General features: G+C 63.5%; 15 protein-coding genes, 1 tRNA gene and 1 pseudogene. 3 read left to right on the top strand and 14 right to left on the bottom strand.

Going from position 1 to position 20,982, the window contains the following annotated elements; translation table 11 throughout:
- Nucleotides 1-24: 24 nt before the first annotated feature.
- The 5 genes from KY501_RS48905 to KY501_RS48925 form a co-directional block, all read right to left on the bottom strand.
- Nucleotides 25-621, bottom strand: coding sequence for a hypothetical protein (locus tag KY501_RS48905; protein ID WP_224372304.1), 597 nt, complete (start codon nucleotides 619-621; stop codon nucleotides 25-27).
- Nucleotides 622-630: 9 nt separating this feature from the next.
- Nucleotides 631-3,975, bottom strand: coding sequence for an ELWxxDGT repeat protein (locus tag KY501_RS48910; RefSeq protein ID WP_224372305.1), 3,345 nt, complete (start codon nucleotides 3,973-3,975; stop codon nucleotides 631-633).
- An 88-nt stretch (nucleotides 3,976-4,063) separates the two neighbouring features.
- Entirely contained in the window at nucleotides 4,064-4,651 is a 588-nt protein-coding gene (locus KY501_RS48915) for a protoglobin domain-containing protein (protein WP_224372306.1), read from the bottom strand.
- A 43-nt stretch (nucleotides 4,652-4,694) separates the two neighbouring features.
- The gene (locus tag KY501_RS48920; RefSeq protein WP_224372307.1) at nucleotides 4,695-5,588 is read right to left on the bottom strand and encodes a dihydrodipicolinate synthase family protein; all 894 of its coding nucleotides are present in this window, start codon (nucleotides 5,586-5,588) and stop codon (nucleotides 4,695-4,697) included.
- Nucleotides 5,585-6,085 (bottom strand): cupin domain-containing protein, encoded by a 501-nt coding sequence (locus tag KY501_RS48925; RefSeq protein ID WP_224372308.1) that lies wholly within the window; start codon nucleotides 6,083-6,085, stop codon nucleotides 5,585-5,587. Before KY501_RS48925 ends, KY501_RS48920 begins: the two co-directional genes overlap by 4 nt.
- A gap of 90 nt (nucleotides 6,086-6,175) precedes the next feature.
- On the opposite strand from KY501_RS48925, the gene pdxR reads away from it, so the two are divergent.
- A complete protein-coding gene (gene pdxR / locus KY501_RS48930; protein ID WP_224372309.1) occupies nucleotides 6,176-7,630 on the top strand; it encodes a MocR-like pyridoxine biosynthesis transcription factor PdxR in 1,455 nt (484 codons plus the stop codon).
- A gap of 124 nt (nucleotides 7,631-7,754) precedes the next feature.
- Here the strand turns inward: pdxR and rph are convergent, their stop codons facing one another.
- Nucleotides 7,755-10,538 carry a rifamycin-inactivating phosphotransferase gene (rph, locus tag KY501_RS48935; RefSeq protein ID WP_224372310.1) on the bottom strand — a complete coding sequence of 928 codons (2,784 nt, stop codon included), beginning with the start codon at nucleotides 10,536-10,538 and terminating at the stop codon, nucleotides 7,755-7,757.
- A 147-nt stretch (nucleotides 10,539-10,685) separates the two neighbouring features.
- Between rph and KY501_RS48940 the strand changes: the two genes are divergently transcribed.
- Both KY501_RS48940 and KY501_RS48945 read left to right on the top strand, forming a co-directional pair.
- Nucleotides 10,686-11,549, top strand: coding sequence for a putative selenate ABC transporter substrate-binding protein (locus tag KY501_RS48940; RefSeq protein ID WP_224372312.1), 864 nt, complete (start codon nucleotides 10,686-10,688; stop codon nucleotides 11,547-11,549).
- A gap of 65 nt (nucleotides 11,550-11,614) precedes the next feature.
- Nucleotides 11,615-13,075 (top strand): annotated as a pseudogene (locus tag KY501_RS48945) (methyl-accepting chemotaxis protein); the annotation flags it as partial.
- Between the two features lie 422 nt (nucleotides 13,076-13,497).
- On the opposite strand, the gene KY501_RS48950 reads toward KY501_RS48945, so the two are convergent.
- The 8 genes from KY501_RS48950 to KY501_RS48985 form a co-directional block, all read right to left on the bottom strand.
- Entirely contained in the window at nucleotides 13,498-13,827 is a 330-nt protein-coding gene (locus KY501_RS48950) for a DUF7668 domain-containing protein (RefSeq protein WP_224372316.1), read from the bottom strand.
- Between the two features lie 17 nt (nucleotides 13,828-13,844).
- Nucleotides 13,845-15,224, bottom strand: a complete 1,380-nt coding sequence (sitA5, locus tag KY501_RS48955) for a SitA5 family polymorphic toxin (protein WP_444881620.1) — start codon at nucleotides 15,222-15,224, stop codon at nucleotides 13,845-13,847.
- 81 nt (nucleotides 15,225-15,305) lie between these two features.
- A complete protein-coding gene (locus KY501_RS48960) occupies nucleotides 15,306-16,376 on the bottom strand; it encodes a hypothetical protein (protein WP_224372320.1) in 1,071 nt (356 codons plus the stop codon).
- Between the two features lie 130 nt (nucleotides 16,377-16,506).
- Nucleotides 16,507-16,610: transfer RNA gene (locus KY501_RS48965), tRNA-OTHER, on the bottom strand.
- 219 nt (nucleotides 16,611-16,829) lie between these two features.
- On the bottom strand, nucleotides 16,830-17,393 hold the full coding sequence (locus tag KY501_RS48970) for an imm11 family protein (RefSeq protein ID WP_224372322.1): 564 nt from the start codon (nucleotides 17,391-17,393) through the stop codon (nucleotides 16,830-16,832).
- A complete protein-coding gene (locus KY501_RS48975; protein ID WP_224372324.1) occupies nucleotides 17,393-18,112 on the bottom strand; it encodes an AHH domain-containing protein in 720 nt (239 codons plus the stop codon). The genes KY501_RS48970 and KY501_RS48975 overlap by 1 nt, the downstream gene beginning before the upstream one ends.
- Nucleotides 18,113-18,119: 7 nt before the next feature.
- A complete protein-coding gene (locus tag KY501_RS48980) occupies nucleotides 18,120-18,503 on the bottom strand; it encodes a DUF4150 domain-containing protein (RefSeq protein ID WP_224372325.1) in 384 nt (127 codons plus the stop codon).
- Between the two features lie 1,083 nt (nucleotides 18,504-19,586).
- Nucleotides 19,587-20,612, bottom strand: a complete 1,026-nt coding sequence (locus KY501_RS48985) for a DUF2169 family type VI secretion system accessory protein (protein ID WP_224372327.1) — start codon at nucleotides 20,610-20,612, stop codon at nucleotides 19,587-19,589.
- Nucleotides 20,613-20,982 lie beyond the last annotated feature (370 nt).

The following is a 20,982-nucleotide window of genomic DNA, read 5'->3' on the forward strand; positions in this document are numbered from 1 at the left end:
GCCCACCGCGCAGCCCCACGGCCCTCAGGTGTGCTCCCGCAGGGTCTGCTCCAGCGTGAGGACCAGCCTCAGCGCCGGGCGGATGAACGCCTCCAGTTCCTCGGCGTTGGCGGGCACCAGGGGCTGCTCGGCTTCAATCCACCCGTCTCGGATGCGGAAGGCCGTGTACACCCGCGCCATCTCATGAAGCTGCTCCCTCACCCGCTCGTGCTGCAGCAGCGAGGCCGTCTCGGGCGAGAGACTCTTCCAGTCCAAGAGCGCGTCGAACCGCGCGCCGCTGTTCTCCGGATCGCCCTTGCCGACGCGCCGCGGGACTCTGTCTCCGAACCCCTCGCGCTCCAGGCAGAACCCGGGCGGCAGCAGCGCGTCCACGCGGAGGCGGAGCACGGTCGCGATGTACTTCGCCCTTCCCGTGCTGAGGTAGCACGCCTCCACCGTGAGCGGCAGCCCCTCGCAGATTCCCTCGAGCCGCAGCCCCTGGGCGCTCATGCCATGGCCGCGGGCGAACTCGGCCCAGGCAGCGTCTCGCGCCGCATTCACCCTGCGGAGCAGGTACACACTCCCGACAGCGAGTACCCCCGCAGCCATGAGGAGCAGGAGGACGATCGGATTGAAGCTCATGGCCTAGCATCAACGGCAGCGGCGGCGCCGCTGGAGCAGCAGTCCCAACACCCAACCCGCCAGCAGCGGGAGTGCCCCTGCTCCCGAGCCGCAGCCACAGCTTTCAGGCGTGGAAGTCCCATCACCCGGGAGAGAAGGCGTATCGGTAGGCGGAGGCGTATCGGTAGGCGGAGGCGGCCCTGGCTCCACATGCTGAGCCACTGTGATGCTGAAGCGGCAGCTCGCCGCGTTCCCCGTCGAGTCGGTCGCGGAGACGGTGACCTCATGCACTCCCACGGCGAGCTGTGTACCCGAGGCCGGGCTCGCGATGACGGACCCGACGCCCACTGCATCGCTCGCGCTGGGCAGCGCCCAGCCTGGCGAGGCTCCCGAGCTGCTCGTCGCATCGACCTCAAGGTCCGCGGGGCACGTCAAGGACGGCGGCGTGGTGTCCTTCACTGTCACCTTCGCTGTGCAGCTCGCGCTGTTGCCGCCCTCGTCGGTCGCAGTCACCGCGAACTCAGTGACTCCCAGCGAAAACACGCTGCCCGAGCTCCGCTCGGACGAGACCTCCACCGTTCCTCCTTCCCCATCGCTGGTGGCAATCGAGAAGGTGGCCTCCGCTCCGGCCGCTGACTTCGCCTCCAGCGTCAGCTCGGGACAGCTCACCGTGGGCGGCGTCTTGTCGTTGAGCGCCGCGACGGGCAGGGAGCGCAGCTCCGCACCCGAGGTGGGGGCCGACATCACCAGCAGCACCCTTCCCTGGATCTCCCCCAGGATGATGGGAGTGCTCGACCCTGGCCCGGGCGTCAGTTCGAGCACCGGCACCGTTCCCGCCCCCGTGCCATCGGTCCGCCACAGCTCCTGGCCCGAGGAATGCTGAATGGCCGCGAACAGCACCGTCCCATCCGAGAGCGTGAAGCCATCTCCCCGGTACCCCTCCCGGGTGAAGCTGCTCTCGGTGCCGGGAGAGATGTCCTTCACCAGCACCGCCCCCGCGGACGTCCCGTCCGTGCGCCACAGCTCCCGGCCGTGCGTCGTGTCGGTCGCGGCGAAGTAGAGCACCGCTCCTGCCGCCACGATGGGCTTCGGATTCGAGCCGATGCGGCCCGGGATGATGTCGGCCACCAGCACCGCTCCATCCCCTTCCACCCGGTACAGCTCATCCCCCAGGGTGTCGCTCGTCGCGATGAAGTAGAGCGCGGTAGAGGTCGCCTTCATGTCTCGGGGATAACTGCCATAGGAGCCCGCTCCGATGTCGGTGAGACGCACAGGCCCCGTGCTGTCGAGTCTCCAGAGCTCCCGGCCGTTCACCCCATCATCCGCGGAGAAGTAGAGCTTGCCCCCGAACGTGATCAGGTTCTCCGGCTCGGAGCCATACACGCCAGCGCGCAAGTCAGCCACGCGAACCGTCCCCAGATCCGTGCCGTCGGTCCGCCACAGCTCCGTCCCGGCCACGCCATCGTTGGCCGTGAAGTACACGAACTGCCCGAGCGTCACGAGGTGGTCGGGCTCGCTGCCCCCCAGTGTGGAGTTCAAGTCCTTCAGGAGAGAAGTCCCAGCCTCCGTCCCATCCGAGCGCCACAGCTCCCGGCCGTGGGTTCCATCATCCGCCTGGAAATAGAGAATGCCGTTCAACGGGGTGAGGTGCCGCGGGGCGCCGCTGAATTGCCCGGACCTGATGTTCTTCACCTCGTGGGTGCCCGTGTTCGTGCCGTCGGTGACGAAGAGCTCGGGCCCGTCCGTCTCGCTCTCTCCCACGAAGAAGATGTGGGAGCCCACCTGCACCAGCTCCCGGGGCGCGGAGTACGCGGGGCTCTCCATCTCCACGTCGAGCCGCGAGGTACCCGCGGGCGTTCCGTCCGTGAACCACGGGTGGACCACCGCCGTGACGCCCAGATCCACCTGCACCCACTCCATGGCCGAGAACATGAGCTTGCCGCCCACCTCGATCCAATGCTCGACGCGAGTGCCCTCCCCCAGCAACTGAGGGGTGAACGGAATCTCCGCCGTTCCCGCCGGGGTGCCGTTGCTCAGCCAGAGCTTCGTTCCCGGGCTTCCCTCGTAGGTGAAGATCAGCCGACCGTTCCAGTTCGTGAAGCGACTGGCTCCTTGCGTGTACAGCCCTGGCTTGAACGCCTGCAGGAAGGTGGTCCCCGCCACCGTCCCATCACTCACGCCCAGCCGGGACGTGACGCTGTCCAGGTAGAAGAGTTTGTTGCCCGAGCAGGTCATCCAGTACACGTAGTCGGTGAACTGGAGCAGCCTCTGCGTCCCCGCGGCCGTCCCGTCCGTGCGCCACAATTCGTGCCGTGAGTTCTGGACGCCATCGAAGAAGACATAGGCACCACACGCGAGCACGTTCTCCCCGCCCGACTCGAGGGACGAGGTGATGATGCTCTTGAACACCTTCGTTCCGGCCGCGGTGCCATCGCTCAGCCAGAGCGCGTCTCCGTTGACCGTATCGTACGCGGCGAAGAACAGCTTGGAGCCGAATGCGGCGAAGTTCTTGAAACTGGTGGGATAGCCCCCGGAGCGTGTGACGAGCGGCAATGTGCCCGCCTTGCTCCCATCGGTCCGGTACACCGTCCCGGCTGCATAGAAGTACAGCAGGCTGCCGGCAGGGGTCAGCATGTCGGGGTAGCTGCCCGAGGAGCCCGCGGCGAGGTCCGCCACGAGCACCGTGCCCGCCGCGGTGCCATCCGTCTTCCACAGTTCGTACCCCGACGCGGAGTGATAGCCCCGGAAGTAGACCGTGGAGCCGACCGCCACGAATTTATCTCCGCTCTGAGGCAGGGAGCCCTGCCCGAACTGGAACACCCGAATCGTTCCAGCCTCCGTGCCATCGGTCTTCCAGAGCTCGGAGATACCGTTGCTCTCGGAGGTGAAGGAGAGCCAGGTGGGAGTGGCGGTGAAGTTCCCCAGCGTCGTGTAGTACGGACCTGGCCCCAGGTCCTTCACCATCCGGGTGCCCTCGCTCGTCCCGTCGCTCGTCCAGAGCTCGATGCCGCTGGCGCCGTCATCCGAGGAGAAGAGGACGCGGTCACCGAATGCGGTCAGGTTGTAGATAGCCGGATAGCTGCTCACATCCATGTCGCGCAGGAGGAGCGTTCCCTCGGCGGTGCCGTCCGTGCGCCAGAGCTGATCAAAGGAGCCCTGCGTGGAGAAGAACACGTACTTGCTGGTGGGGACCAACTTCTCAGGCAACAACCTGGACGCGGAGTAGGTCCCTGGGACGATCTCCTTCACCACGGCCGCCACGTCCGGCCGCAGGCCGCTCTGCCGCACCTCCCGCGAGGATGCCTCGCGGGGTGGAGGCTCCGCACATCCAGCCATGACGGCCACGAACAAGAGAACCCGTGCTGCGCTCCGCATCACACCCTCCCAGGAGGTTTTCGCGAGCGAAGGATACGTCCAGGGAGGCTACTTGCGGGATGTCCGACACACGCCGACAGCGGGTCCGTCAAAAGTCTCCTTCCCTCACGTAGGGGTAGCTCCACAACGTGAGCTGCAGAAGGCACGACTTCACCCACGCCGCGTGCATCTTGTCGACGTCTTCGCTCGAGTGGCCCTTCCTGGCGAGGAAGGGACGCAAAGTGAACGTCACGGGGAAGATGAGCGCGAAGAGATTGCGAAACGGCACGATATCCGTCGATGGGGCTCCATCCGTCTTGTTCTTCTTCGCGCGGTGGTGACGCAATCCAATCTCGTGCTGATAGTCGAGCCACTTCTGGTCGTATTCGGCTCGCGCCGTGTCGAGGATCCATTGTCCGAAGCGCTTGCGCACGCCGCCGAGGTACTCGCCGAGCGGCTTGCCGTCAGCCTTGCCGGTGAACGACGCGAGGAGGTGCGGTTGACTTCCAACGAAGCCGTACCAGACGTCGAGGATCTCTTCGATGGAGTCCTTCACGACATCGTGAGACAGACGCAGATACTTCACGTCGTCCTCGCCGAAAAGGGTGCTCGCTTTCATCTGATCGAAGTCAACCAGGGTGATGGGCGAACGCGAAACCGATGCGGTACCGAGGGTGTAGCCAGGGATGGTGCTCATGTGCATGTCTTCCTTGGAGTGAACTGCTGTCTGGGTTGCGCTGCTAGGCGCGAAGCACTTCGAGCGTGACGAGGATCCGCCGCAGCTCCTCGACCTGCGGAGCCTCCAGCGGGAGCAAGGGAGCGCGCAGCGGGCCCACCCGTGTCCCGGTGAGCTCGAGTCCCGCCGAGATGGCTCGGGGCAGCCCGTGCTTCACGATGAACTGCAGCAGGGGAAGCTGGCGGTAGAAGAGCGCGCGTGCCAGCTCGAGCTCCTTCCGCTCTATCGCCTCGTACAGCTGGACATTCAGCTCCGGGATGAGGTGGGGAGCCGCGGTACACCACCCACGAGCCCCAGCGACGAAGGCCGCGAGCGCGAGCGGGTTGCTGCCGTTGTAGAAGGCCACCGACTCACCGGCGAGTTGCACCAGACGATGCATCCGGTTCACATCCCCCGTGCTCTCCTTCACCATGGTGACGTTGGGGATCTCGAGGACCTTCGAGATGACCTCCGGGGACAGATCGATCCCTCCGGTCGCGGGGTTGTTGTACAGCGCGATCGGGAGGGAGATGGCCTTCGCCACGGTGTCGAAGTGGCGGACGATCTCCGCATCCGTCAGCTTCCAGTAGCTCATCGGGATGATCATCACCGCCGAGGCTCCAGCCCGCTCCGCGAAGCGCGCATGGTGGACCGTCCGCTCTGTCGTGAGGCTCGAGACGCCCACCAGGGTGGGGACGCGCCCAGCGACCTGTTTGATGGTGGTCTCCGTCACGGCCTCACGCTCCTCGTCCGTGAGGTAAGGGAGGACGCCGGTGCTTCCCAGCGGGGCAATGGCATGCACGCCGGCCTTCACCTGCCGCTCGACCAGCTCGCGCAGCAACTCGAGGTTGACGCGGCCGTCCTCGAGAAAGGGGGTGATGGGATAGGAGACGATGCCTCGGAGAGGAGCGTTCTTCATGACCGCTCCTCGTGGTTCTTGTCGAAGAGCTGGTCGCCACGCTCCGGCACCTCCTCGCGCAGCGCGACGCCTCCCATGTTCTGCAGCATGGGAGCGTTCTCGCACGCGAGGTAGCGGGCCACGCCCTTGCCGGTGTTGACGTGGTTGTGCCACGCCCACACGGGGACGTAGACGGCGTCCCCCTGCTTCCACTCGACGCGCTTGCCCCCCACGTACGAGTACCCCTCGCCCTCGAGGATGTAGAGGAGCGTCTCGTAGGTGTGGCGATGCCGGTTCGAGGACTGGCCCGGCTCCAGCCAGCCAATCGTCATGCTGAGCGCGTGCGAAGGCAGGTCGACGAAGAAGACGGGGTGCTTGCGCGCCTTCGAGTACTCCTCCTGCCGCCCGCCCTGTTCGACGTGACGGTGGGCGAGCTTCTCGGGCATGACGACTCGAGGCCTGGGGGGCGTCTTGTCGAAGTCGGCCGAGTGATACCTGACGGCTCCTGGGTCTGCCATGTGGGGCTCCTCCTGCTCCTGCCGGCGATGTGCCGGACACGCCAGGATGAGTAGCGCTAGACTGGACCCGTGAGAGGAGCCGGTTTCCATATGACAAGGGGTCCAGTTGCAAGACCGTGGCGGGTGGATCTCCCGCTGGAGCCCGCAAGCCCCACGCCGCTCTATCGCCAGCTCGTCCAGGCCATTGCCCGCGACATCCGCCGAGGAAGGCTGCGCCCGGGGGATGCGCTGCCCGGGACTCGCACGCTCGCGGAGGAGCTGGGCATCACGCGCAAGGTGGTCGTCACCGCGCTCGATGAGCTCGTCGCCCAGGGATGGCTGGTCTCGCAGCCCGCGCGCGGAACCTTCGTCTCCCCTGCCCTTCCGGCCCATGCGGTCGCCGACGCCGAGCCCAGGCGGGCAGGCTTACGTCAGGGTCCCGTGGGAGCAAGGCCCCCTGTGCTCACCTTGAACGATGGATCCCCGGATGCGCGCCTTGCGCCCCTGGAAGCCCTCGCGCGGGCGTATCGCAGGGCCCTGCTCCGACTCTCACGCAAGGGCCTCGGGTATGGAGATGCGCGAGGTGACGGGGTGCTGCGGGAAGTCCTCTCCTCGTTCCTGAACCAGGCTCGAGGGCTGTCGAGCCGGCCGGAACAGCTCATCATCACCCGAGGCAGCCAGATGGCGCTGCTGCTCGCGGGCAAGGCGCTCGTTCGCCCGGGTGAGATCGTCGCCGTGGAGTCCCCCGGCTACACGCCTGCCTGGGATGCGTTCCGGTTCGTGGGTGCGGAACTGTGCCCTGTCTCCGTGGATCAGGAGGGGTTGCGGATCGACGCCCTGGAGCGGGTGCTCGCGCGTGGGAGGGTTCGTGCGGTCTACACGACGCCCCACCACCAGTACCCCACGACCGTCTCTCTCTCCGCGGCGCGGCGCCTGGCACTGCTGTCTCTCGCGGCGAAGCACGGCTTCACCATCATCGAGGACGATTACGACTACGAGTACTACTACGCGTCACGTCCGCTCCTGCCCATGGCGAGCACCAACGAACTCCGGAGCGTGGTGTACATCGGCTCGCTTTCGAAGCTGCTCGCGCCGGGCATCCGTATCGGATACCTCGTCGCGAACGAGCAACTCCTCGAGAAGGCGGCGGAAGCACGGGCAACGGTGGACCGGCAGGGAGAGCCCGCGCTGGAGCGCGCCGTTGCAGAGCTTCTCGAGGACGGCGAGCTCCAACGGCACGCGCGCAAGGCACGCCGGGTGTATGAGGAGCGCCGGGATCACCTGGTGTCACGCCTGCGAGCCCATCGGCACCTGAGGGAGATGCTCGAGTTCGATGTGCCCTCGGGAGGACTGGCCCTCTGGCTGAGGGCCCGGGAAGGAGTGGATGTAGAGGCATGGAGCCGCCGCGCCGCCGAGATGGGACTGCTCTTCACGCCCGGCAGTGCGCATGGCGCGGAGCGGCTGGCGCGGCAGGGCTTTCGCGCGGGATACGCCGCCCTGGAGCCACGGGAGTTGGATGCCGCGGTCACGCTCCTCGGCAAGAGTGCGGAGTGGCGGGGGAGTTGAGGCCGCCTCCGCGAATACCCGGGAGAGCACCTGACGCAGGCCGGGCTCGGCACGCAGCCGCTCCGCGGCGACCGCTGTCATCGAAGTGCGGGGCGGGATGGGTCACCCTGTCGAGCTGGCCCGGCTACGGCAGGAGCTCGACGTACCCTTCCGTTCCATGCACGCGGATGCGCTGCCCATCCTGGATCAGTCGGGTCGCCTGCTCCACGCCGACGACGGCCGGCAGGCCGTATTCCCGGGCAATCACCGCGCCATGAGTCATCAGTCCCCCCACCTCGGTCACCAGGCCCTTGATGGACACGAACAAGGGCGTCCAACTCGGATCCGTGAAGGGCGTGACCAGGATATCCCCCTCTGCCAGATCAGCGTTGGCCATGTCCAAGATGACTCGGGCGCGTCCCTCCACCACGCCTGAGGAGACCGCGAGACCGACGATGGCTCCGGCGGGGAGGTCGGCTCGTTTGTACGCACCTGCGACGATTTCACCATCGGACGTAATGACCCGCGGCGGCGTCAGCTTCCAGTATCGCTCGTGCTCGTCCTTTCGCCGGCTGACGATCTGGCCATCCAGCCGCTTCGTGCGCACGACCTCGCGAAGCTCCTCGAAGGTAAGATAGTAGATGTCTTCCTTTTCAGGGATCACCTGGGCCTGCACGAGCCGCTCGGCTTCCTTCAGCAAGGCCTGCCTGCAGACGAAGTAGCGACTGACGATGGCGTATTTCGGGTACTCACGGTAGCCGATGAAGTTCCGGAGCCGACTGATCATCCGTTGCGCTTCTCCGGCTTTTTGCTCCCCGTCCGGCAATTGCTTCAATCGCGCCAGGAGCTCCTGTTCCTTCTTCAAGGCCTCCTGCCGCCCCTGCTCGAACTTCCGGCTGCCGGCCCCGGGCTCGAAGGTCTTGATGTTGCTGAGAATCAACGGAACGAGGGTCGTTGGACTTTCGCTCCAACGCGTCCTCGTCACATCGATTTCCCCGGCGCATCGCATGCCGAATCTGTCGAGATACGCGGAGATGGCGTCGTGGGCTGCCTGTCCACCCTCCAACCGGGACAGGCCGTCCAAGAAGCCCTCATCCTTGGCATGTTGCAGGTATTCGATCACCTCTGGATGAGGCCGGATCGCGTCCGCGACGTCCAGGAGCTCCAGCCCCATCTCCGAGGTGATGTTGTTCGGCACGGACTGAGAGAGCGTATCCGCGGCGTTCTTCTCGCCCAACCACGCCATCATCTTCTCGTTGATCCAAGACGCGGCGTTCATGCCAGCGCTGATCGCGCTGAAGCTCCGCGGTTCCAGCAAGCTCTTCCTCAAGAGCTGGAGGTCTTCCAGGATGAACTCCAGTAACTCCGTTCCGGATTTCGTCTGGATGTTCCGCTTCAGCTCTTCGATCGACGTCTGGCTGCGCGCGATCAGCTCGGCGACGATCGCCGGATCGTCGTCGAGAGGCGGGGGGCCCCCCGCGGGCGACACCCCTGGCCTGCCTTGAGCGGGACCCGGTGCGGGTGGAGCCGCGGGCGGCGGTTCGATGAAATCGCCCCGCTCGATGAGGGTCATGAGGGCGTCCTTGATGAGCGGATCGTGCGCGCCCAGGCCATTCAACAAGGCGGCCCGGCTGGCCGGTGAAGCCAGCTCCTTCGTGAGAGCGACGAACAACCTCCCACCCGCCGCATACATGGGGCGAGCGGCGGTCAACTGCCACAAGGACAGCCCCAAGGGTTTCATGGGGTCGGTCATCATTTGTTGATGGCCGACGGAGATGAAGACGTGGTTGCCTCGATCCCCCACCTCCGGGATGGGGTACAGGGTCGTGATGGGCCGACTCTGGACGATGTAGAACACGTCGTCGACCAGGCACCATTCGATGTCCTGGGGATGAGCGAAGTGCCCTTCGATCCACCTGCCCAGGCGCTCGAGCCGCACGATCTGCTCATCCGTCAGCACGGGGCTGTTCTGCCGCTCGGGCTCGAGCGCCCGTTCCTGCGTACCGCCATCCGCCACGGCCCAGGTCGCCAGCTTCTTGGTGGCGACCGTCTTCTCGGTGATCTGGCCGTTCCGCACCTTGTAGCCATCGGCGTTCACCTGGCCGGAGACCAGCGCCTCACCGAGGCCGAAAACAGCCTCGATGGACGACACCTTCCGATTCGATGTCACGGGATCAGCCGTGAACAAGGTTCCAGCCGCCTGCGGGACGACCATCTTCTGCACCACCACCGCCATGAGGACCTTGCGATGGTCGAAGCCGTTTCGAAGGCGGTAGCTGACCGCCCGCTCGGTGAAGAGCGACGCCCAGCACCGGCTGACGTGCGCCAGGATCGCCGGCTTCCCGATGACGTTCAGGTACGTGTCCTGCTGGCCCGCGAAGGAAGCCGTTGGCAGATCCTCCGCCGTCGCGCTGGACCGGACGGCATAGGCCGCTTGCTCGCCAAGCCGGGAAAGGAAGCCGGAGATCGCTTCCTGAACGTCTTCAGGGATGGCGATCCCTTCGATGATCGTGCGGATCTCCGCGCTGAGCTCCCGGATTCCATCCCGGTCTTCCGCCTTCAGACGCGACAACCGATCGAGCCGTTCACCCAGCGTCGGCGCTTCTCCGAGAGCCCGCTTGAAGGCATCGGTCGAAACGCAAAAACCCTCCGGCACGCGAACCGCTTCCAGCCTGGAGAGCTCCCCCAGGCTCGCGCCTTTCCCTCCAACCACCATGATCCGGGTCCGGTCGACCTCCTGGAGCCCCAGCACGTCAGCACGCATCCCTTCACCTCCCGTATCGAGGGGCGCCACTATAAGAGATGCGTTGCGTCGCCCGGCAGTGGTGAACACACAGTTCACGGTGTTGGAAGCCGTGTCAGTGCGCCCGTCCGAGCGCATGGACTCGCCCGCGTGGGGGCTCCCAAGCCGCTCGGCCAGGGATCGCATCGAGCTGGGCCTTTTGCTCGATAGGCAACACCGTGATGCACGGCAGTGCCATTGACGAAAAGGAAAACTCCTGAATAACGCTGAGGGCCGCTTCCGAGAGAGGCCCGTCGCTAGGATTTTCCTCACGTCTGTGAAATGAATGATTTCATGATGGCAAAGCTGGGGGTGTGTCTCGCTGTATGTCTGGTGCTGCTGGCGAACCCGGCACGCGCGGCCGATGAGGCGCCTGTTCTGCGGGTGTCCATGGTTCCGGAAGAGCCTCCCGCTGAGCTGCAGCGGAAGCTCGCACCGCTGATGGCTTATCTGGAGAAGGCGACGGGGCGGAAGGTGCAGTTCATCCCCGCTACCACCTACCAGGCAACGATCGACGGGCTCGCCAACAAGCAGCTCGACATGGTCTGGTACGGTGGCCTCACCTTCGTGGAGGCCCGCCGGCGCACCGGCAACGCCATTCCCCTGATCCAGCGCGTGGAGGATGCCACCTTCCACAGCAAGTTCGTGGTCCCCGCCAATTCTCCCGCGAAGACCCTGATGGATCTCAAGGGCACCCAGTTTGCCTTCGGCCCCGCCACCTCCACCTCGGGCCACCTCATGCCCCGCTACTTCCTCATGCAAGCGGGCATCGACCCGGAACGGGACTTCAAGAAAGTGATCTACTCGGGGGCCCACGACGTCACGGCGAGGTGGGTCGAGACCGGGAAGGTAGATGCCGGTGTGCTCAACGAATTGGTGTTCCAGAGGCTGCTCAATGAGAAGAAGATTGATCCTGCGAAGATCCGCGTCCTTTGGACCAGCCCGGCCTATTTCAATTACAACTGGACGGTCCGTGGAGACCTCGAGCCGGAGCTGGTCGAGAAGATCCGCGCGGCCTTCCTCGCCCTGGACGCCTCCAAACCCGAGCACAAGGTCATCTTGGACTCGCAACAGACGAAGAAGTTCATCGAGACCAAGGTCGAGAACTACCAATCCATCGAAGCGGCCGCGAAGGCGACCAAGCTCATCGCCGACTGACGTCCCGCCCCACCTGAAGAGGACAAATGACCTGAGGTGGAAAGATGACCTGGTTCCGCAACCTGAAGATCGTCACCCAGCTTGCTCTCGGGTTTGGACTCATCGCCCTTCTGGCGGCACTCGCTGGCTTCCAGGGGTTGAGAGGCATGCATCTGATGCAGGGGAGTCTGGAGCGGCTGTACACGCGCCACGCTCTCGGTGTCGCCAGGTTGAGGGAGGCCAACATCGCAATGCTCCACGCGTCGCGCACGATCCGGAACATCGTCCTCGATCTCGGGACGGGAGTCCTCGAGCAGCGGACCGCCGAACTCCAGGAGAGCGACGCGAAGTTCCTCTCGGCGCTGAAGGCCTACCGCGAGACGATTGATCGCACCGACGCCCCCGTGCTGCAGCGGATCAACGACATCGAGGGGATGTATGCCGAGCTCCGCGGCAAGCGCGAGAAGGTCCGCCAGCTCGCGGCAAGCAATAGCCTCCCGGAGTTCGCTCGGAACAGCGAGGATATGTACACCGACACGGGCATGAACGAGGTGCGCCTCGTCGAGAACCAGGTCGAGAAGCTCCTCACCGAGCTGGAGTCCAAGGAGTTCGACGGCATGGAGCAGTTCGGTGCGGAGGCGCGCTCCACCGCGGCGGAATACAGCAAGCTCGTCCTCATGGTGATCGTGGCGGTCCTGCTGGTGTCCTGCATCGTGGGCTTCTTCATCATGGCCGTCATCACGCGCCAGCTTGGAGGCGAACCCCGTTACGCCGCGGCGATGATGAAGCGCGTCGCGGACGGCGACCTCAAGGTGCAGATTGCGACGGCGTCGAAGGACTCCAACAGCTTGCTGTTCGCGCTGCGCCAGATGGTCGAGAAGCTCCAGGCCACCATGGGCGAGATCAGCCTGGCGGCCAGCTCCCTCAGCGCCGCGGCGACGCAGGTGTCGTCCTCATCATCGCGTGTGTCACAGGGGTGCTCCGAGCAGGCGGCGATGGTGGAGGAGAGCACCTCGGGCCTCGAGCAGATGACCCAGTCCATCACCCAGAACGCCGAGGGCTCGCGGGCAATGGCGGCGGTGGCGACCCAATCAGGCGCCGAGGCGGAGCAAGGAGCGCAGTCGGTAGTCCGAACCGTCAAGGCGATGAAGGACATTGCAGACAAGGTCAACATCATCGAGGAGATCGCATTCCAGACGAACCTGCTGGCACTGAACGCTGCCATCGAGGCGGCACGGGCGGGTGAGCACGGCAGGGGCTTCGCGGTGGTCGCAACCGAGGTCCGGAAGCTGGCGGAGCGAAGCCGGGCCTCCGCGAAGGAGATCGGCGCGACCGCCACGACGAGCGTCTCCACGGCGGAGGCGTCGGGTCAGGCGCTCGCCAAGCTCCTGCCGGCAATCCGGAGAACGGAGGTGCTGGTGAGAGATCTCGCTGCCACGTCTGGCGAGCAGGCACAGAACGTGGAGCAGATGAGCGGCGCGATGCAGCAGATCAACCAGACGGTGCAGGCCAGCGCTGCCGCGGCCCAGGATCTGGCTTCCACAGCGGAGGAGCTCGCATCCCAAGCGGAGTCACTGCAGCAACTCATTTCGTTCTTCCGCGTGAGGGGAGCCACGGCCGTAGCGCCCCGGTTCTCTTCACAGGAGCCGCCCCCAGCGGCGGCGGTCACGCTACCGCCGTCCCAGGTCGTCGAGGGGAAGTCCCACCGTGTCTCACGGGCCGGTACAGGCGCCGGGTTCAAGCGGTTCTAGACCGGAAAACAGTCACCCAGCCAGCGGGCTGGAAACGCTGGAGCACCGCCTTACCTCGTAACCGCCCGGAATGATTCGGAGTCGTTATCCCGCCGCGTCCCGTCTCATCCCGTCCTGTCCCATCCCATTCCGCAGGCTCCTGCGACATACGTGCAACATGGCGGAGGCCGCGCCCTCAGGCCCACGGAGGTGGAACCCTTTCCCTGGGCCACCAGACCCTAAAGAACATGCAGATCGTCCACTTCGACTGTGTAGAGTTCGCCCTGCTTGATCGCCGTCACCGAAAGTGTCAGGTCGCTGCGGCCTTCCTCCCGGGTCCACAAAGGTACATCAAGGGTGAGCACATCCGGCTGAGACGTCTGCTCATAGACATCTACAAGCATCTCACCGTCAGCTGGCAAGGGAACAAGAGTCCGCCCATACTGCTCGACAGCAGTTCTCAACTCTGCCTCGGTCAGGCGTCCTGCTCGACCATCCGCTGCGATCTCCGCATACCGTCCTGCCGCCAGATCCTCTATCAGGCGCCGAACCTGACCCATCAATTTCATGTCCACAGTGCGGCCTCCTACCGATTGCCGGGGATTCTGGTAGGTGTTGATGGCGTGACGCCGATCGATTTGAAGTAGTCATCGGCGCGGCTAATAAGCGTTTGCGCCTCCTCATGAGACAGTCCTGCGCGTCGCAGGGCCTCATAGGCGATCCTGCGCTCGTCAGCATAGCTCCCTCCCCCGGCCTGACGCTGAACTTGAGTCGCCTCATAGTGTGCAGTGCCAACGCGCGTCGCTGGACCCTTCAGTTCAACAGCAGGGGCAGCACGACTGTCATATCCGGGCAGATCTCGAACGGCGGCATCTTGAATCACATGATGAGCGTCCTTGATGCCAGCATTCCTGAGCTCACCGTAAGTTCCTGCTCGGAATCTTCCTACGGTGCTGCTGCTTGAACTGTCGCGAGCCGCCATGGCGACTGCGTTGGGGGCCAGCGCGATGGTGACGCCCTCGGCAGTGATGGCGACCGATTCCACCTGAGCCAAAGCTGGGGCCGTCCAGCGGATGTTCAGCTGCGCCTCGGCCACCACCGCAGCCCGCCCGGCTCCCGGCAACTTCGGCAGCGTCGCCGCCATCCCCGAAGCCGTGTTCCCCAGGGCCACCGTGCCCAGCATGACGAAGGCTCGGGCCGCCTTCTCCCCCATCGTTTCCCCGAACTTCTCTCCGGAGGCGTAGATGCCATCGAAGGTGGTGGCCTGATCCACGTCCTTCATCAGCACCAGCCACCCATCAATCAGGCGCCATACCGTGTCCCAGCCTAGGTAGGCCATGGCCCCCAGCGTCATCAGCGCGGCGATGCCCTTGCTCACCGGCTCGGGCAGTGCGAGCAAAATGGCATACATGGTCAGCCCGCCGACCACTGTGGCCACCACCGCCTGGGGGCTCACCATTCGGGCGAGCTCTTCTTTCATGGCTCCCAGCACCTTGCTGTGGGCAATCGCCATGGCCAGCGCGTACTTGGCATCTCCATCCAGGAAAGGCTTGTCCACCAGCAAGCGCAGGCAATCTCCACCTCCCCACGTCCGCTCGCACCACAGCAGGTAGCGGCGCTTCAGCTCCTCGTCCTCGGGCAACAGGCGCAGGTTCCGGGTGCTCCCCGGCTCGGAGGCCATGAGGCGCTGGCTCCGGCCCTCGTACCGGTACCAGCCGCTTCGCTCGGGCACTCCGAAAAGCTGCCGGGCGTGCTCCAGAGGCCGCTCCACTCCAGGCACAGCGGGGGCATGTTGCGCGACGACCTTCTTGAACTCCTTTTCGCTCACTGCCACCGGCGCCATGTCGCGGCGCGGAGTGTGGACGAGGGGCTCTCCTTGGCCTGTGTCCAAGCGGACGGCCTTTGTCGTGCTGCCGCTGCACCCTAGGTAGAACACCAAGAGCAGCAGAACTACCGAGTATGGCATGTGGAGCCTCCGGGCGTGACATGCGCGTCAATTCAAGGCCTGCCTGAGTACTTGGAACTGGACCGAGGGAGCGTTACCCAATCAGGACGTCATTCCGGAGATCAGGCCTTGGATGAGGCGGAGTTGGTCCACTAGCCCCTGGATGACCTCACGGTGCTCAACCTCCACCCTGGGGTAAAGAGGAATGACAGGGGTATCCCGGTAGCTTGGGTCTCGCAAGAGCATCGGAGGGGCCTCCAACGTAAGACGCTTCAGGGAGTCCAGGAGTGCTGGCCAGCACTCCTTGTCATCGGGAAACTGGAGCCAGAGGGGCGTCTCGGCGAGATTGTGCCACCGCCACGGGCTTAGCATGAGATAGAAGTCGTGCCCAGCAAGCCGCATCTTGCGCCAGTAGTACGTGCTGCCAGCACCGCTCGTCCCCCTCAAGGGACAGAGGCCTAGCCGAATAGCCTCCTCAGAGACTTCATCAACGAGCGCGGCGAACTGGCAGAAGCGCCGGCCAATGCCCGCTGATAACTCTTCCGGGCGCAGCGGCAGGAACGCGGTTGTGTCCTCCCGCGTGCACAGCCCCAGAAGCTGATTCAGGTCCTCGGCGGAAGCGCGATCGTCCTGTGCGAGGGCCGCGCTCCGGAGGCTCTCCAGGAATGGTTGCCAGGCGGCGAGGAGCAGAAACTTGTTCGGCCCGACCTGCGCCACAAAGTGCTGCCCACGCTCGTGCCTTGGCTCGGTTGCGCCGCCCTGGACGCCAGTCTTGCATCGCAGCAGGAGTTCTCGCCATAACGTCTGGCGCCGCATCTCCGGTGCGACCATCAGCACCGCAGTGGGCCTGTCGGCAGGCAGAGCGTCGAGGTATGCGACCGGCTGGCGGTTGGTCAGCCCCGCCCAGAACTTCGCTTCGATGAACAGCACCGAGGCCCCGTTCTCGTCGACGCCACGCAAGTCCGGTCGCGCGTCGTTCTCCTCTGTCTGCTGTGCTGCGAAGAAGACCACCCGAGGCGGCGGGACGCCCAGTCCTTCCAAGAACAGCAGAACCGCCCTCCGCACGTGCTCGCTTCTGCGCAGGATGAACGCGAGCGCCTCCGTTGCCACGTTCTCTGGGTGGCGGCTGAGCCGAGAAGCCAAGTGCCCCAGCAGACTGTTGTTGGTGTCCATGTGGAGCGAGTCTCTAAGAACGACAGCCACGGATTCAAGATGACGCCAGAGGGGTACAGTTGGAGGCACATGAGGAAACCAGGGCGAAGAGAAGCTCGGCAAGTCCTTGAGATTGCTGGGCTTCTCGGGATGGAGGCGGCGGGAATCGAACCCGCCGCCGGAGGCTTCCGGCGAGAGCGCTTCAGAGCGGCTGAGAGCGGTTTTCGTAGGAGTTCCAGCCGCTTACGCTGCTCCCTGCTCCGCACCGACGTGTGGTGAGAGTGCTCCAGTTCGGGGCTGCTGTAGCAATGTAGCAAGGCACGTCGCAGCAGCCTTGGAGGCACTGGAGGGGGGTAACCCCGCGCGGGCTGCGGTCCTCCTGCGGTTCCTGCTCTCGTAGGGCCTCGGCCCCCCGAGCAGCCAAGGGCTCTACGGAAGCCCGTGGAAGCCTGGCTGTAGACAGAGCAGGTAGTATTAGTATCCGTCGTACTCGCGCGTGTTCCTCAGCCGGACCCCCTTGAGATCGAGTTGCTCCAACCGCTCCTTCAGAGCCTCATTGATAATGATGAGCCGTGGCTTCTCAGCCAGCCTGAAGAGCGCTTGGCCCATCGTCTTCTGCTCATTGATCACGAACGAGCCGATTTTATAGAGCCCCTCCCCTAGAGGATAGGGCTTCGCATCACTCTTCTCCAAGTCAACGCAAGCGAACGCCCCGAGTATGTTGGCAAGCCAATACTTGTTCAAATCTTCTTTGCCACTCTCAGACAGCAGGCGGGTTGGGCAGTAGTCGATATTATCGATTCCGAATGCATCCAGTGCTTCCTTGATCCGCTGCGAGAACAGGGGCAACAAGTAGGTAATCAAGTCCGGACGGAAGGCCCCACTGTCGCTGGTCAACACCAAATCGATCCTGGCAGGAAGACGGCTCAACTTCTTGCCGGCAAGAAACTCCAGCGGATCGATATTCTTGGGGAGAGGCCCCAACGTGGGGAGGTCAGGCAGGAGTATCTCTTGCTCAAGAATGAAGAACTCGGCCATCACGGTCTCTTTGCATATGCATATTTTAACGCCAAATAGGAAACATAGTATGGGGCACTCTTGGTGGGCTGTTCGGCGAAAGCCTTAAGCTTGTCTCTTATTTCGACGTTGCTGATATTCTCCATTATCGTTCGGACCTTATCTTTCGGATCATCCTTCTCCTCACAAAGTCCTGCTCTTTCCAGAATTTGGGCTTCATCAATCAGGCGCTGGATGACCGCCTTGTTATAAGGCTCGTGGGGAATCTCTCCTTCATCTTCAAGCTCATCTATGTACTTCCATTCATGGTGCCCCACATGCCATTGGCCGCCCGTAGTCTTCATGGCCTTATTCGCAATATCCTCCTGCACATTCGGCGGGAGGTCACCGTAGTTCAACTGCCTCCCATTGTATTGGTACGGATTTTTGACGGTGGGCAGAGAGATGCCGTTTTTAGGATCATTGATGTTGTAGCCCACGAGCAACGCCATCCTAGCAAACCGCTTGACGACGGCAAAACACTGGATTGCTGGGACAATATGATGCCGGGCACGGCCGTACGCGCCAGGGGCACTGCCTGGCAAGTCAGGACAATTCAGGGAACTTGGTCTGCTCACGATTTTCTGATCTGGATCGCCCTTTTCCTCCCATGCTAACTCATGCCGAGCCTTGTTGCAGAAAGGGCACGTGTCTGGACTGGACTCCAGCATCTGCGCATTCACGCGTTCATTCAGTTCCATGCTCTCCTCAGCCCATGATGTTCTTCTTGTTGTGGAAGAGCGGATCTCCCAGCCTGCATACGTTCTTCCCCTCGAACTTCACGTCAAAGGAGTACAGCATGAACTCGGCAGGGCCTTTGGTCGAACTGCTCACAACCCCTCCCCCCGCAGTTCCAGCTTCGTCTCCGCTGGTGCTCTTGTACTGCGCCCCCTTGACCATGGGCATCTTTCCATTAACAGTCACCTTCTTGGGCCCCTTGGATGTGTCCGATGATTGGCCAATGTTTGGATAGGGCAGAGGCACTGGCCCAGCGGGTGAGGGCGTCTTGCAAACATCTGGGAATACGATGCTCTGTCCACCGCTATCCTCGGTGGCAATTCCTCTTCCATTGGCAAAGACTGTCACTCCCATGAAACGCTCCTAACCTAAGGTGACATTGCTTCGACTATGACTGCTGCACGCTGTTCCAAATCCGACGAGCACCACACTAGGCAAGGGCCCTCGCGATAGCCCCTCTGAAGGCCTACCGCTGCTAGAGTTACCATCATTGGCCCAAGTGCGGTCCCAGGATCGCCTGTGTATTCCACAGGGTGCTCCATCCGGAATGACTCCGTGAAAGAGTGAGCGTGGCGTAGGTAAGCCACTCCCCACTCTTTGCTCCAGAAATTTTCGCCGTTGAATCCAGCATAGACGGAGCGTATCTTGTGTCCCGGCCATCTCTGAAAGAGTTCTCGGAAAGCCTGAGCCAGCCCGTCCCCCCTGTAGGACTTATCGCTATAGCAGTGCCCTTCTTCATGCCCCAATCCCACCGAAGTGATGCATGCAAGAGGGGTTTGGCCTTGGCGCCGCCCCTCACCCGGTGGGCCTAGCCACAAGAAGGCTGCACCCTCGCCTGGAATGAATCCGTCGGAGAGTCCTCCGCTGTGCAGCCGCTGCTCCGCATCCAGAGTGGTGAGCAGACGCACGTCCATGTAGGTATCGACCCCGCCCACCAAGGCACCTGGCACCTGGCCGGTGGAGAGCAACCGCAGCGCTTGCTCCAAGGCGATGAGCCCCCCAGCACGCCCCTGGAACAGGACTTGGCTGCGGCGCGTCTCGAGCGACACGCCTGCTTGGCTCATCAGCAATTCCAGAAAGACTGAGCCTAGCGGCTCGGCTTGGTTCTGCTGAGGCTCCGGCAGGGCCAGAAACATGGGCAGGGGCTTGGTGCTACCCGCCAAGACTTCTTGGAACGCCCTGGTGGCCAATTGCAAGCAACGCCGGAAGCGCCCTGAAATTCTAGAAGCTCGCCTCGCGACTGCATCAGCCAACGGAGGCAGGTGCTCGTCCTCCAGGAAACCCGCCCTCACCGGCTCAAACCTGCTGTTGAGTAGGCATGTCAACTTTATGCGTGTGATACCTGCCCGCATTGCAGCAGCAGCGGTGCGGGCTGTCAACCCGACAGGTGTTACCATGCCAATACCTAGAATCTCCGCCAAGGGCCTCGTCATCGCCTCAGCCTTCCACGCCTTTCAGGGCCTTCAGTTCGAAGCGCACTTCTTCCACCTTCAGCACTCGCTTGCCGCACTGCACGGCTCCCCGCCAAGTCAGGCATACTTGGCTCATGCTCGGTTCCAGCAGCACAGTCTCCAGTCTCATTGGTGGCTGCTCAGGCTGGCCGGCAATTTGTACTGTCACCTTCCACTCGCACTGAGGAAGAGCAAAGCGCTGCTCCCCCTCCGGAGACACATTGAGCAGTTCCACTAGTTCCCCCCCCTTCAACTCCTCGCGTGAGTGCAACGAGGAAGGGGCGACACAAAAGAACTCCGGCTTGAAGTCCACGGGCAGATACGGAGCACGCCGGGCCTGCCATTCTTCATCGTAGGTTCCCGAATAGTTCTTGCGCGGTTCCCACGCAGGCGCTATCGGACCCACCCCCACCGGCGAAGGCATGTCCGAGATGGAGCCAATCAGGTGTTGAGGATCCTCCAAGTTGGGCAGCATCAGGCCTCTCATCCCAGAGCCGGTGCGCCGTCCCCGAAAGCCCTTACCCACCGGGTTGCGTGGTTCGGCCAGTATCTCTCCCTCCTCAACCTCATGGATTCCCCCGAAAGCGCGCTCCCAGACGAGCGGCATGCAGGTGAAGGGCTCTGGGACAGAAATGCCGGGTGATATCCAACCGCCCTTCCATTCTCGGTCACCGAACACCTTGAGTGTCTGCCGGAGCGAGCCTACCTGCACGGATACGAGGCACGACTCGGCCAAGCGCCCACGAGGCGTCTGGGCCTCTCCTAGCAACAGGACGTCCGTGCCAGGTTTCAACAGGTGTGCCTCACTGGAGCGCTTCAGACTTGCCTTCCCAGGCTCGCCCCAGTACTCGTCCGCGATGGTCACTTGTTGCTGGTTCTGAGAAACAACAAGAGTCCCATTCCGCACATCGAAGGTGGCCTTCACTGTAGCATAAAGAGTGTCTGTCCCGTGCTCATCTGGGAATGCGAAGATCTTTGAAACGAAGGGCGTCTTATTGCGCATCTGAAGCATGACGGCGCCTCCATTTCTCCATCCATGAGCATGGGTGTCATAGCCAAGCTAGGCCCACCAAGGGGAACCTGCGTTGCTGAGCAAACCACCGTAGGCAAGGAGAGGGTGCAAAGCTGTACCACTCAAGTGGTATGGCTAGGAACGTGCGACTACGCCTCGCAACTCAGCAAATCTCCGTTCCCTATCGGGATAAGGACTGAGGAGAAAGCTTCGTCCCCGTACCTGTCATGGGGCGGGCGAGGCGTGAATCAGTCAGGCGGGAAGGGGGTGAACGCCATGCCGAGCGCCGTGAGGAAGCTGCTGGCCTCGACACTCACCCGAAAGATGATGGCGGCCGTCGTCTTCGCGCTGGCCGAGCATCTTCGGGAGC

This window comes from Hyalangium versicolor, from assembly GCF_020103695.1.
GTDB lineage: Bacteria > Myxococcota > Myxococcia > Myxococcales > Myxococcaceae > Hyalangium > Hyalangium versicolor.